General features: G+C 39.2%; 8 protein-coding genes. 5 read left to right on the plus strand and 3 right to left on the minus strand.

The genetic code is table 11. The features are described from left to right. Window positions 1–37 precede the first annotated feature (37 nt). Window positions 38–6,097 (plus strand): glycine-rich protein, encoded by a 6,060-nt coding sequence (locus NPX36_RS06000; protein ID WP_257500508.1) that lies wholly within the window; start codon window positions 38–40, stop codon window positions 6,095–6,097. A gap of 89 nt (window positions 6,098–6,186) precedes the next feature. Here NPX36_RS06000 and NPX36_RS06005 read toward each other — a convergent pair whose 3' ends face one another. From NPX36_RS06005 to NPX36_RS06015, 3 genes are read right to left on the minus strand one after another with little or no spacing between them, the layout of a single operon-like run. Next, complete coding sequence (locus NPX36_RS06005) at window positions 6,187–7,491, minus strand: mechanosensitive ion channel family protein (RefSeq protein WP_257500509.1); 1,305 nt, start codon at window positions 7,489–7,491, stop codon at window positions 6,187–6,189. Window positions 7,492–7,537: 46 nt separating this feature from the next. Then, entirely contained in the window at window positions 7,538–8,416 is an 879-nt protein-coding gene (locus tag NPX36_RS06010; RefSeq protein ID WP_257500510.1) for an OmpA/MotB family protein, read from the minus strand. 18 nt (window positions 8,417–8,434) lie between these two features. Further along, window positions 8,435–9,196 carry an exodeoxyribonuclease III gene (locus tag NPX36_RS06015; protein WP_257500511.1) on the minus strand — a complete coding sequence of 254 codons (762 nt, stop codon included), beginning with the start codon at window positions 9,194–9,196 and terminating at the stop codon, window positions 8,435–8,437. 226 nt (window positions 9,197–9,422) lie between these two features. Between NPX36_RS06015 and NPX36_RS06020 the strand changes: the two genes are divergently transcribed. The 4 genes from NPX36_RS06020 (at window position 9,423) to NPX36_RS06035 (ending at window position 14,868) form a co-directional block, all read left to right on the plus strand. Further along, window positions 9,423–11,234: a lysophospholipid acyltransferase family protein gene (locus NPX36_RS06020; RefSeq protein WP_257500512.1), complete on the plus strand. Its 1,812-nt coding sequence runs from the start codon at window positions 9,423–9,425 to the stop codon at window positions 11,232–11,234. A gap of 264 nt (window positions 11,235–11,498) precedes the next feature. Beyond that, complete coding sequence (locus NPX36_RS06025) at window positions 11,499–12,392, plus strand: hypothetical protein (protein WP_257500513.1); 894 nt, start codon at window positions 11,499–11,501, stop codon at window positions 12,390–12,392. 10 nt (window positions 12,393–12,402) lie between these two features. After that, window positions 12,403–13,506 carry a T9SS type A sorting domain-containing protein gene (locus NPX36_RS06030; protein ID WP_257500514.1) on the plus strand — a complete coding sequence of 368 codons (1,104 nt, stop codon included), beginning with the start codon at window positions 12,403–12,405 and terminating at the stop codon, window positions 13,504–13,506. Between the two features lie 261 nt (window positions 13,507–13,767). Further along, the gene (locus NPX36_RS06035) at window positions 13,768–14,868 is read left to right on the plus strand and encodes a T9SS type A sorting domain-containing protein (protein WP_257500515.1); all 1,101 of its coding nucleotides are present in this window, start codon (window positions 13,768–13,770) and stop codon (window positions 14,866–14,868) included. The last annotated feature ends 148 nt before the right edge of the window (window positions 14,869–15,016 follow it).

The raw sequence follows: 15,016 nt of genomic DNA on the forward strand, positions 1-15,016 counted from the left end.
GAGGGTTATTTTAATTAAAAATTAATAATCCAATAAAATGAAAAAAAATACGCAATTATCAAGATTAAAAATTCCATGGCCTAGAAGCAAAACTTCTATAATTATGCTATTGGGTTTTGTTTTCCAACTATTTCAAGCGCAAGCACAAACGTACTCTTATACCGGTGCGGTACAAACGGTTACACTTCCAGCTGGAACTTATGAAATCGAAATGTGGGGGGCTGATGGAGGAGGAACCACCGGTACGAGTTCTGCTGCTCCTGTTGCTAAACTTGGAGGTAAAGGAGGGTATAGTAAAGGAAATTTAGTGTTAACTACAACAACTATACTAAATGTGTACGTAGGGGGTAAAGGAGCATTAGAAGGTCTTAACGTTCCTGGAGGATTTAATGGTGGAGGAAATTCTGGAAGTAGTAGTGGTGCTGTTTGTGGTAGCGGTGGCGGTGCTTCAGATATTCGAATTGGAGGTACTGCATTGACAGACAGAGTGATAGTTGCCGGCGGCGGTGGCGCTGCAGGTTATGAAGCCTGTAATGGTGTCGCTAATGTTATTGCTGGTGGTAACGGTGGTGGTTTAATAGGAGGTATTCCTGATCCATTCTCTTACCCTACTAGAGGAGGTAAGGGTGGTACCCAAACAGCAGGCGGTGCTGGTGGTACTGATACTACTCATGGCAATGGAAGTCCTGGAACTTTAGGCTTCGGGGGTGCTGGTGGCACTGGAACTGGAAATGGAGCAGGCGGCGGCGGTGGCTATTATGGCGGCGGCGGCGGTTCTGGAGGTGGTTCATGTGCTGGCGGCGGCGGCGGCGGCTCATCGTATACCGGAGGTGTAACAAGTGGTGTTACCCTTATGTTTGGTGAACCTGGTTTTGTTTCAAACCCAGACGTTACCGGTAACGGTACAGTGGTAATAACTAGTTTAGCACCTTGTACGGGAACACCAAGTTCAGGGGTGGCAACAGTTACCACAAGAACTTGTATTAACGACCCTTTTACGTTATTTGCAACAGGTGCTACAAAAGCAGGTGGAATCACCTATCAATGGCAAAGTGCGCCTTCTGCAACTGGACCTTGGACTGATATTGCAGGTGCAAATAGCGCAAATCATACAGTAACCAATCAAACGGCAACAACTTTTTATAGATTTGTTGTAACATGTGCAAATGGGCCCGCTACAGCGACAACAAATGTGGTGAATGTCTCACAAGCGGCAATAGCCAATTTATCAGAAAATTTTGATACTACAGCAACAGGTAGCACAACAAACGCTAGTATTCCTTCTTGCTGGAGTTATATTGATGAAATAACAACTACTGGATATGGTTATGTGGAAGCTGCAACAGCATTATCTGCACCAAATTCATTCAGGCTTTATAGAACAAATTCAACATCAAATAATGCTCAGAATTTGGTTTTAATTTCACCACAAACTGATAATTTAGGAAATGGAACCAAGCAGCTTCGTTTTTATGCAATGGCTACTAATACCAACGCTACTAATATTTTACAGATTGTTAGATCAAACGGAACCTCTTCTTCTTCAACATTTACAATTATACAAAGCATTGTGGTTAATCATACGGGATACCAAGAATATATAGTTCCTTTACCGGTAACAACTGATGATTATTTTGGTTTTAGGTTGGCTCATAATGGCGCAACAGCTACTGTTGATATTAATATTGATGATGTATATTATGAAGATTTTGACGCTTGTCTTTACCCTACGGGTGTTAATACATCAAATATCACACAGACTTCAGCCGATATATCTTGGACAGGTTCTACTTCAAGTTCTGTGACAGCATACCAATATGAAGTGCGAACATCAGGAGCTCCAGGCTCTGGAGCAGTAGGGCTAGGAGCAACGGGTACAACACCAAATGCAACAACAACCTCAGTAACGGCAACCGGTTTAAATCCATCGTTAAACTATACGGTGTATGTTCGTAGTATTTGCGGTACAGCAAACGGAAAGTGGACACCAATACCTATTACATTTTATACGTTATGTGGAATTGTAAGTACACAGCTTTCGGAAAGTTTTGATACAACACCTGCAGGTAGCACAACTACAACCTCAATCCCAAGCTGCTGGAGTTATTTAGACGAGGTAACAACAACAGGTTATGGCTATGTAGAAGCGGCTACAGCACAATCTGCCCCTAATTCATTTAGATTGTATCGAACCAATTCAACTACGAACGCACCTGAAAACGTAGTATTGATTTCACCTGAAACAGTTAACTTAGGTAATGGTACTAGACAGTTGCGTTTTTCTGCAATGGCTACTAATACGAATGCGAGCAATATTTTGCAAATAGTAAGATCTAACGGAACTACAGCCGCTTCTACTTACACGGTTCTTCAAGAAGTAATTGTAAACCATACAGGATATCAAGAGTATATAGTTCCTTTACCGGTAACAACTGATGATTATTTTGGTTTTAGATTAGCTCATAATAATACCACAACATCCGTTGATATTAATTTAGACGATGTTCATTATGAAAATTTATCTCCTTGTATTTTCCCAATCAATCTTCAGGTTAATAGCATCACAGCTACAACTGCGACAATTTCATGGGATGCTTCTTTAGCTACGGGAGTAACAGGTTATGAATACGAGATTCGTACATCTGGGGCACCGGGTTCAGGAACAGTTGGATTGGAAAAAACAGGTGTAACTACGGGCACAGGAACTAGTGTAAATATAACAGGTCTAACATCTGCAAGTAATTATATTGTATATGTTCGAAGTATCTGTGGAACATCTTCAGGAATTTGGACTACTTTTCCTAGAGAATTCCAAACACTTTGTGATATCTATGTGAATGATTTTTATGAAAACTTCGATACCACTGTCGTAGGATCAACTACAAATCCTTCTATTCCAGTTTGTTGGAGTTTTATTGATGATGTAGGTTCGACGGGTTATCTTTATACCCACAACTTAGCATCAAGCGCACCTCAGTCAGGTGCAAATTATCTTAGAATGTACAGAACAAATTCTACAACAAATGCTGCGGAAGAACTTGTTATGATTTCACCTGAAACGAATAATTTAGGAAACGGAGCTAAACAAATACGCTTTTCAGTTAAGACTTACGGAACAAGCGCTACTACGTATGTTAACACGCTTGAAATTCTCTCTATGCCAAGCAATACTTCAACTTCAGGAGCAACTGTGTTAGCAACATTTTCGCCCAATCAAGTTGCTTATGAAGAATATATTGTGCCATTACCAGCAGGAACTAATGATTATTTTGGTTTTAGGTTGGCATATAATGGGGGTACTACGGGGTCTAGTGTGTCTATAGACGACGTATATTACGAAGACATTCCTGCACCTACTTTAACAACTACACAAAGTAATAATATTTGTCCGGGTGGAACTACGGGAATGGCATCAGTTGTAGTAACTGGCGGCGCAGCTCCTATAACCTATTTATGGAATACCGGAGATACCACTCCAACTTTAACAGGGTTGGCTTCAGGTACTTACACCGTAACAGTAACCGATGGAATAAGCCGTACGGTTACCGAGACAGTTACTATCACCGAGCCTGATGCTTTACTTTCAAACGCAGTTGTAAACAACATTAGTTGTAATGGTTCAAACAATGGAACAATTGATATCACGCCAACAGGCGGAACGGCTCCTTACACCTATCTGTGGACTACAGGAGACACTGGTACTTCTGTAAGCAATTTAGCGCTGGGTACTTATTCCTTAACCATTACAGATGCCAACAATTGTACCGCAACAGAAGATTTTGTTATTACAGAACCTACCGTTTTGGTAGCAACAAACGCTGCACAAACCAATGTTGCCCTTTTTGGAGGTAATGACGGTTCAGCAACTGTGGCGGCAAGTGGCGGAACAGCACCATATGCATATATGTGGAGCAATGGAGCAACCACCGCAGCAATCACAAACTTAACTGCAGGAACATACACTGCAACAGTAACCGATGCAAATGGTTGTACCGCAACAGAAGATTTTGTAATCACACAACCTATTCCATTGATGGTTCAGTCTGTATCTCAAACCAACGTAAGTTGTAATGGCGGATCAGACGCAATCGCAAGCATCGTAGCAATAGGTGGAAATGCACCTTACACGTACCAATGGTCACCAAGTGGAGGAACTGCTGCTACCGCAACAGGACTTTCGGCAGGTATGTATAGTGTGTTAGTAACCGACCACACAGGAAATACCATCACCGAGAACTTTACCATCACCGAACCTGCTCCGATAGTTGGAACTGTTTCAAAAACCGACATTACATGTAACGGGGCAAACAACGGAACAGCTACAGTAAGCGTAGCCGGGGGAACCGCACCATATACGTACTTATGGTCAAACGGAATGATGAGCAATATGGCAACCAACTTAAACGTGGGTAACTATACGGTAAGCATCACCGATGCCAACGGATGTAAAGCAACCGCAAGTGTTTCTATCGCACAACCAACGGCATTGGCAATCACTGGAACAGCAACAAACATCAGTTGTTTCGGACAAAACGATGGAGCGATTACCGTTTCAGCGAGTGGTGCTGTAGCACCTTATAGCTATTTATGGTCAAATGGTCAAAGCGGCACCAGCTTAAGTAGTTTAGCTAAAGGAACTTACATTGTAACTGTTACCGATGCGAACGGATGTTCTAAAACAGAATCATATACTATTGTAGAACCGGCGTTTGTTCACCCTCCAGTAGCAGTAAGCCAAAGCTTCTGTATTGGTCAAAATGCAACATTGGCAGATGTTGTAATCACCGGAAGTACTATCAAATGGTACAGTGCTTCAACAGGAGGTATGTTGTTGCCTGCAACAACCGTATTAACAAATGGTACTACTTACTATGCTTCACAAACCGTTGGGACATGCGAAAGCAGTACACGTACGGCAGTTCAAATTACTTTGAACCAAGGAACCCCGTTAACCACCACACAGTTAAATGTGTGTAGCAACACCCGTGTACAAAACATGACCATAGACGGGTTCAATTACACCCAATTAAAATGGTACAGCAGCCCAACAAGTGCGATACAATTACCGGCAAGCCAATTATTGGCAACGGGAACATATTACATTAGCTCGTTAACAGGAACGTGTGAATCACCACGCCAAGCAGTACAAGTAACGGTAGCGGCAGCAGTACCTGCACCAACGGCAACCGCCCAAACAGTATGTGGCAACAGTACGTTGAACGATTTAGTAGTAGGAAAAGATCCTTCTGCAAGTTTAAACTGGTACAGTTCATTACAATCAATGATTCCATTGTCAGGAACTACGCAAGTATCAAACGGTACTTACTATGTACAGCAAGTTATTGGCAATTGTGAATCGGTACGCGTAGCTGTTCCTGTTCAAGTAGTAAATGTTACCGCACCAACGATGACCTCTATCACTGCTTGTAATGGCACGCAGATTGGCGATTTGAACACACCAACCACAACTTATGTATGGTATGTAAGCAATACAGCTACCACACCATTACCAAATAGTTTTGTGTTAACCTCAGGATCATATTACATTGCACGAGAAAATGCAGGATGTATATCAACAAGAACCAATGTAGCTGTGAATGTGAGCCCGGTGCCAAACAGCCCAACAGGTCAAACAACACAAACGTTTCCTTACCCGGCAAAGGTATCTGATCTGGTAATGAACCAACCGAATGTGAAATGGTACGCATCTGCAAATGATGCCATGGAAATGATTAACGAGCTTGCTCCAAGCACCTTTTTGATGAGCAATACTACCTATTATGGAATTATTGTAAACCCTAACAATTGTGGAAGTGCGCCTACAGCAGTTACAGTTATACTTTCTGTAAGCACGCAAGAGTTAGACTTAACCCATTTGAAATACTATCCAAACCCGGTTGATAGCGCGTTGCATATTAGCTACAACGAAGCTATTACCAAGGTAGAAGTGTTTACCCTAACTGGGCAAAAAGTGATAAGCAATGAGTTCAATGCTATTGAAGTAACCACCGATTTATCGCGCCTAAGTTCAGGAACGTATTTAGTGAAGGTTGAAACTGCAAAAGCATCACAATTCATTAAAGTGGTAAAACGATAAGTTTATCACCATAATAGTAAAAGTTAAAACATTATGTTTTAGGCAAAAAAAGCGGGGATTTTTCCCCGCTTTGTTTTTTTTAATACCACCTAACCATTTTTGTTTTCATTAATTTGTGCTAAAAGCACCTCGTGTATATCTGCGGCACTTGGTAGTTCGAAAAGTTCTAAGTGAAAATAGGGCACCACCGCCAAAATATGATCAAAAATATCTGCCATAATGCCTTCGTATTTTAACCAATCAACCGTGTTGGTGAACGCATATATTTCAATGGGTAAACCATGTTGGGTGGGTTGCATATGGCGCACCATTAAATGAAATTGCTTATGGATATTGCTGTTGTTCAATAAATAGCGTTTCACATATTCCCGAAACAAACCAATATTGGTCATTCGGCGTCCATTTACAAGCATTGTGGGATCATCAACGTGGTTCAGATTATAGGTGTTGATTTCCTGCTGGCGTTCAATGATGTATGATTTAATAAGTTTGATACGTTTTAAATCTTCAATTTCGTTTGAATCTAAAAAGCGAATCGACCCCATTTTTATATTCAGTGACCGTTTGATTCTACGACCGCCCGACTTTTGCATGGTTCGATAATTTTTAAACGAATCACTAATTAAAGCGTAGGTAGGAATGGTGGTAACTGTATTGTCGAAATTGCGTATTTTCACCGTGCTAAGGTTAATGGTAAGTACATCCCCGTCTGCACCATATTTTGGCATTTCGATCCAATCGCCCACCCGAACCATATCGTTTGATGAAACCTGAATGCTGGCTACAAAACCTAAAATAGTATCTTTAAAAACCAAAATGATGATTGCCGATGCAGCTCCTAATGCGGTTAGCAAACCTGTTGGATTCTTCCCGGTAAGTTCTGAAAAGATTAAAATGGCACCAATCATATAAAGCAAAATCGCAATTACTTGAAAGTAACTGTCTAAAGGCTTGTCTGAAAAACGTTTGCGGCTGTGTAATATATCTTTTAAGGTATAAAATATAGATTTTATTAACACCGTAAAGGTTATGATAATAAGCACATCTACTATTTTAATAGTGAAGAATGTAATTTGTGGAAAACCTGTAAAGATAAGCGGTAATGATTGCTTTGCTATAATCAGCGGAATTAAATGCGTAAGATTTTTAAGTACATTGTTATGAATTAGAAAATCATCGATGCGGGTTTTGCTTTTGCGGATGGTTTTTATCAGTATAATCATTAAAATTCTACGGAGTAAAAAATCAATACCATACAAAACAATTGAAAAAATAATAAGCAGTAACAGCGTATTCACATAATGGGCTGCTTGGCTGCTTAATCCGGTTTTTTCCAAAAGATTAAATCCAAATGAATAAATAGTACTTTGAAAGTGTTGTTGTAGTTCGTTCATGAAAAATAATTGTAAAAAATCCCGGTTTAAAGTCCGGGATTTCTGTTTATAATTCGTTTAATAATTTAGATATTTCGTCTAATTTTGGAGTTAGAATCACCTCGATACGTCGGTTTTTAGATTTGCCTTCCACAGATGAATTAGTGGCTATTGGTGCATATTCACTGCGTCCGGCTGCGGTTAAATTCTTTTTATCGATGCCGCTGGTTTGTTCAATAATATTCACGATTGCTGTGGCACGCTTGGTTGACAAATCCCAGTTGTTGGTAACGCCACCGCCCAAATTTCCAACAATTTTATCGTTATCGGTGTGTCCTTCAATCAAAATACTAATGTCTGGATTTTTTGCTAAAACCTCGGCTAACTGTTCCACTGCATTTCTACCTTCGTTGCTAACGGTCCAACTGCCCGACGGAAATAGCAATTTGTTTTCCATGGATACATATACTTTGCCGTTCTTTTGTTCCACCGTTAATCCTTTACCTTCAAACTCAAACAAAGCTTTTGAAAGTGTTTCTTTTAATTTGCGAAGATTTTTATCTTGGGCAGCCAATTTTCCTTCTAGCTCTGCAACACGCGATGATTTGGTGTCTAATTCTTTTTTCAGATTGTTTAAACGTTCAATTTCGGCTTTAATTGCTTGGTCACTGTTTTTTTCTAAGCTGTTATAGTCTTTTTGCAATTGCTCGTAGGTCACTTTTAGCCTGTCGCGTTCGGCAACAGCTTCTTCTAAACGTGCTTGCAAAGATTGGTTTTTGGTGCCCAAATCAAACGATTGTGCTTTTAAATCGGTAGTTTCGCCAGTTAATCGCTCCAATTCTTCGGCACAATTTTTATATTTGGCGTCTAACTCGTTATACAATTTTCGGGTAACGCAACTTGTTAAAAAAGGCAAACAACATGCTGCCAAGATTATTTTTTTCATAATTTCTAAATGTTTTTGTTAATCAATTTCAATAGCAACCGGACAATGGTCTGAATGTTTTGCTTCGGGCAAAATATAAGCACGCTTTAAACGGTCTTTCATATTTTCGGTAATTAAATGATAGTCAATACGCCAACCTTTATTGTTGTTTCGGGCATTGGCACGATAGCTCCACCAACTGTAATGATGTGGTTCAGGGTTTAGCATTCGAAACGAATCCAAAAATCCATTTTTCATAAATGTATCTAGCCATTCGCGTTCTTCTGGTAAAAAACCCGAAACTTTTGCGTTGCGAATAGGGTCGTGAATATCAATTGCCTGATGGCAAATGTTGTAATCGCCGCAAATAATCAGCTGTGGAATATCTTTTTTAAGAGCGTTTACATAGTTTTGAAAATCGGCCATGTATTGAAATTTATGGCTTAAACGATCACTGTTTGTTCCCGACGGCAAATACAAAGACATCACCGAAAAATCATCAAAATCGGCCCGAACATTTCTTCCTTCTTTATCCATATAATCGATTCCTGTTCCAAAAACCACATTTTTAGGTTCGGTTTTGCATAAAATAGCCACACCACTATAGCCTTTTTTTTCTGCCGAAAAATAGTATTGATACGGATATCCCGCTGCTGTGATTTCTAAAACCGGAATTTGGTCTTGCGTGGCTTTAATCTCTTGTAAACAAATAATATCAGGGTTTGCAGCCTGCAACCAATCCAAAAATCCTTTAGAAATAGCTGCCCGAATACCATTTACGTTGTATGATAAAATCTTCATATATAAGTAGGTGTTTTGCCAAAATTACATATTTCATTTTTGAAGAAAAACATATTTAACGACTTGTTTTGTTTTTGTGAAAGAATTATCTTGCTCCTAAAATAAAAAATCATCACGAAAAATTTAGTATATTTAAAACCTTAACCTAAATTTAAAACCAACTGATAAATAATCAGGTTTTAAAAAGGTGTGAAATGAATTGTTATCTTTGCAAAAAAATAGTTAAATGGGATTAGTAACCGCAAAAGAAATTGCGCGCGTAATAAAATTAGATAAGTACGGGTTTATTGGTACTTTTTCTGGTTGGTTATTAATGAAGGTGTTAAAAATATCTCAACTCAACAAAATATATAACCGAAACAAACACTTAAAAGACGTAACCTTTTTAAACGCTATTTTAGAAGAATTTCAGATAGAGTTTGAAATTGACCCGGAAGAATTGAAACGTTTACCCAAACAAGGGCCCTATATAACCATATCGAACCATCCGTTGGGCGGCATCGATGGTATTTTATTGTTGAAATTAATGCGGGAGCGCGATCCGGATTTTAGGATTATTGCCAATTTTTTATTGCACCGTATTGAACCTTTAAAACCGTATGTTTTGCCTGTGAATCCGTTTGAAAATCACAAAGATTCAAAGTCGAGCGTATTGGGATTAAAAGAAACATTGCGCCATTTAAGCGAAGGCAAACCATTGGGAATTTTTCCGGCAGGCGAAGTGTCTAATTTTGAAGAAGACGATAAAATTGTTGATAAACCTTGGGAAGAAGGTGCTTTGAAATTGATAAAAAAAGGGCAGGTGCCAGTGGTGCCTATTTATTTTCATGCTAAAAATAGTAAGCTGTTCTATATGTTGTCTAAAATCAACCCAACGTTGCAAACAGCAAAACTTCCTTCGGAATTATTAACCCAAAAAGATCGAGTGATCCGTGTGCGAATTGGCAAGCCTATTACGGTTGCCGAACAAAACGAGCATGGTGATTCGATAGAAAATTTTGGTAAATTTTTGCGTACCAAAACTTATCTTTTGGCCAACACCACCAAAGATGATAAAAAGCAATATATAAAGATTCCATCGTTTAAATTGCCCACGCCGCCGCCCAAAGAAATAGAACGCCCGGTGTTGCAAGATTTAATGGTTCAAGAAATTGAAGCACTTCGCACGGGCGATGAACGTTTGCTGCAAAGCAAAAATTATGAGGTTTTTTTGACCGATGCCGAAAAAATACCAAATATTCTGCGAGAAATAGGCAGGCTGCGCGAGATTACCTTTAGAGCAGTGGGCGAAGGTACTAATAAATCGATTGATTTAGATAAATACGACACCTTTTACAAACACATGTTCCTTTGGGACGATGATGCCAAGTGTATTGCAGGTGCATACCGCATGGGGATTGGAAAAGATATTTATGCCAAGCACGGTATTAATGGATTTTACTTAACCGAATTGTTTCGTTTTGAACCCGAATTATACGGCATGATGGAACAATCAATAGAAATGGGTCGTGCGTTTATTGTGTGCGAATACCAGCTAAAACCCATGCCGCTGTTTTTATTGTGGAAAGGTATTGTACACACCACTTTGCGCTATCCCGAACACAAATACCTGATTGGTGGAGTTAGCATTAGCAACCAATTTTCAGATTTCAGTAAATCATTGATGATTGAATTTATGAAATCGCATTTTTATGATCCTTACGTGGCGCAATATGTGCAGCCCAAAATGGAATACAAAGTACAGTTGAAAGATGCCGACAAAGATTTTGTTTTTAACGAAGCCGAAGCCGATTTGAATAAGTTCGACAAGCTGATTGAAGAAGTAGAACCAGGCGGTTTGCGCTTGCCGGTTTTAATAAAAAAATACATCAAGCAAAACGCACGGGTAGTGGCTTTTAATGTAGATCCGCTGTTTAACAACTCGGTTGACGGATTAATGTATATACGAATTGCCGATTTGCCCGAAAGCACCGTTCGCCCAGTGATTGAAGAATTGCAATTGGAACTGGAACGAAAAATGAACGAAAAGCAGGAGTAATGAACCATCAAAAATATTCAAAAAGCTAAAAGAAATTTTTAGCTTTTTTTTGTTTTATTTAACAAGGTGTTAATTATTTTGTTATATTTACAATCTAACTAATTAAAAATATAGAAATTATGAGCAAATTAAGCAAAATTTTGTGGGGGGGTAATAGGTCTAACCCTTACGGCATGTACAACCGACAGCGTATTTGAGGACAATGGTCATGCAAGCGCTTCAGGGCATCCTTCTGATCCCGGTTCACAGTATGCAACTTATAGCATGTCTGATTCTTATGAGTCGCCATGGGACATCGATTCCTTGTATAAAGTTAAGTACGAATTATACAGCGGTGCTATGAACGACGGTGTACATGTTCGGGTAACTCCTTATATAGGTTTGGCATATTATGATAATGCGAATGATGGTGTTTATAACACTCCCTCAGGTATTTATAACTTGGCAAGTGGTGCCTATCCCAATCTCTATGCCAGTGGAAATGAATACGGCGATTATGTACAAGCAAATCCTATTGTATTAACACAAGTGCCTAGAATAGGTTGGTACACACACGAGTTGTGGGTGCACCACGATGAAGATCATTGCCCGTTAGTAAACATACCCGTTGGTATTAATTATAATTTAAACAGTATTGGTTTTGATATTGTAAACAACAATATTGTACAACCTATGCAGTTAGGGTATCCATTACCTGCGCCGCCACCTCCTGGCACGGGTGCAGAAGAACGTTTGTTGCGCGCGTATGGCAAAGTGTTTTATTACAAAGTAGAGTTTGGTACCGATATGTATAATTTTGACCCCGATGCTTATTATGTATTAGCCTTAGAAAATAATGTTACTGCGAATGGAGATTGGTCTCCAATGGGACTTTCAGATATGCCTTTTGGCAGCGTTTTATTATATCACGATATACCGGGTGGTGTAAGCACAAAAGAAATTGTTGTTAATCCCGATACGTTTACAGGTCCAGATCCTCAACATCGCAAAATGTCTAGAGAGTTGTTCGGTACTGCTACCCCAGGCAGCGGCACTGGGATTCGCAAAATAACTACCGTACCTTTTTATGATGAGTGGGTTCAAATTCCGGCTCTTACCGGTCCTTGGGTGCCAAAACCTAACAGACAACCTCGTGGAGTAAAAATATATATAGAGTAAACAGTTAACTATGAAAAAGATTCTTTTTATTATAACCACCTTATTAGGCGTTTATAACTTAACTGCCCAAGTACTCTACACCGAAAATTTTAACAATTATCCTGTGGGAAATATAGGCACCGATTATAACGGCACGGTACCTGGTGTAGGCGGTTGGTTTACCAAATCCGAAAATAAACCTATCTACAATACGCCGCTTACCAATAACGATTATAAAATTGTAGCCGAGGCCAACAAAGGGAATGTTGCACAAATAGGCCCCCTTACCAAAAAAGGCGAATGGACACGTACTTTATTCCGTACCGATTTAAACACCTATTGGCAACAACGCACCGCAGGTAATAATGTTTTTAAGTGCAGTTTTGATTTGTATGTAGATGATAGTTATATAAGTTCCACTCCTTCATCTGATCCAATACGTATAAATTTATACAGCAAGGAAGGAGGGTTGACCGGGTTTTTATATGATCCTGATCATCATCGTTTTCGTGCCGGTTTTGATTTTTCTAGGGGTAGATTTAATTATGAAGGAGGAATTTATGAAGCAGTAGTGGTAAGTCCTGGTAACCCCTTGCAACCGCCACCAATGGGCAGTTGGATTACTGTGGAAATGTATATAGATTATGATAACAACAAAGCGTATTTCAGCATACCTACTTTAAACTATACGAATGTTAAAAACATTGCATTTACTTTAGAGTTGGGTGGTTTAGATACCGAGGGCAATCCCTTGCCAGATGACAGCCCTGTTGAATTAGTATTTTTTTACACGAAGTCCGGCGATGTTGATGGTACTTTTTACACCCCAAAAATAGATAACATTAATTTAGTAGCTCAAAACACGGTACCCACTTTAGCTACCACCGAGCAGTTAGCAGAAAACTTTAATCTCTACCCTAACCCAGCAAGCAGTGTTGTAAACATCACCAACGCCGAAAATATGCAAATACAGCAAATCACGGTGTATGATGTTGCAGGGAAACAGTTAAGTACCCAAAACTACAACAACGAAACCGACATACAATTAAACGTAGAACACTTAGCAAGTGGCACGTATATGCTGCATTTGCAAACCAACCAAGGTACAGCGGTTAAAAAACTGGTGAAAAAGTAGTTTTTTTTCTGTATAGTGTATTTTGTATTGTTGTAAAATGTAAAATACATCTGTGTGAACCGCAGCAGTTTCTGCTAATCAACTGCTGTGAAGTAGTTAAGCGGTAGAGTTTTAAAGCAACTTTGCCAAAGTTTCAAACTTTGGCAAAGTTTAAAAACACTCAGAGCAGCCAATTTGTATTGGTTGCTTTTTTGTAAGTCATTATAAAAATAGCAGATGATTGCTTATATTTACATAGATAACTGTTAAAAACGTAGAACTATGAAAAAGATTCTTTTTATTATAACCACCTTATTAGGCGTTTATAACTTAACTGCCCAAGTACTCTACACCGAAAATTTTAACAATTATCCTGTGGGAAATATAGGCACCGATTATAACGGCACGGTACCTGGTGTAGGCGGTTGGTTTACCAAATCCGAAAATAAACCTATCTACAATACGCCGCTTACCAATAACGACTATAAAATTGTAGCCGAGGCCAACAAAGGGAATGTTGCACAAATAGGACCCCTTACCAAAAAAGGCGAATGGACACGTACTTTATTCCGTACCGATTTAAACACCTATTGGCAACAACGCACGGCAGGTAATAATGTTTTTAAGTGCAGTTTTGATTTGTATGTAGATGATAGTTATATAAGTTCCACTCCTCCATCTGATCCAATATGTATAAGTTTATACAGCAAGGAAGGAGGGTTGACCAGGTTTTCATATCATCCTGATCATCATCGTTTTATGGCTGGTTTTGATTTTTCTAGGGGTAATTTTAATTTTGGAGGAAGTCAAGAAGCAATAGTGGTAAGTCCTGGTAACCCCTTGCAACCGCCACCAATGGGCAGTTGGATTACTGTGGAAATGTATATAGATTATGATAACAACAAAGCGTATTTCAGCATACCAACTTTAAACTATACGAATGTTAAAAACATTGCATTTACTTTAGAGTTGGGTGGTTTAGATACCGAGGGCAACCCCTTGCCTGATGACAGCCCTGTTGAATTAGAGTTTTTTTACATGAAGTCCGGCGATGTTGATGGTACTTTTTACACCCCAAAAATAGATAACATTAATTTAGTAGCTCAAAACACGGTACCTACTTTAGCTACCACCGAGCAGTTAGCAGAAAACTTTAATCTCTACCCTAACCCAGCAAGCAGTGTTGTAAACATCACCAACGCCGAAAATATGCAAATACAGCAAATCACGGTGTATGATGTTGCAGGGAAACAGTTAAGTACCCAAAACTACAACAACGAAACCGACATACAATTAAACGTAGAACACTTAGCAAGTGGCACGTATATGCTGCATTTGCAAACCAACCAAGGTACAGCGGTTAAAAAACTGGTGAAAAAGTAGTTTTTTTTCTGTATAGTGTATTTTGTATTGTTGTAAAATGTAAAATACATCTGTGTGAACCGCAGCAGTTTCTGCTAATCAACTGCTGTGAAGTAGTTAAGCGGTAGAGTTTTAAAGCAACTTTGCCAAAGTTTCAAACTTTGGCAAA

This window comes from Paenimyroides aestuarii (assembly GCF_024628805.1).
Lineage (GTDB): Bacteria > Bacteroidota > Bacteroidia > Flavobacteriales > Flavobacteriaceae > Flavobacterium > Flavobacterium aestuarii_A.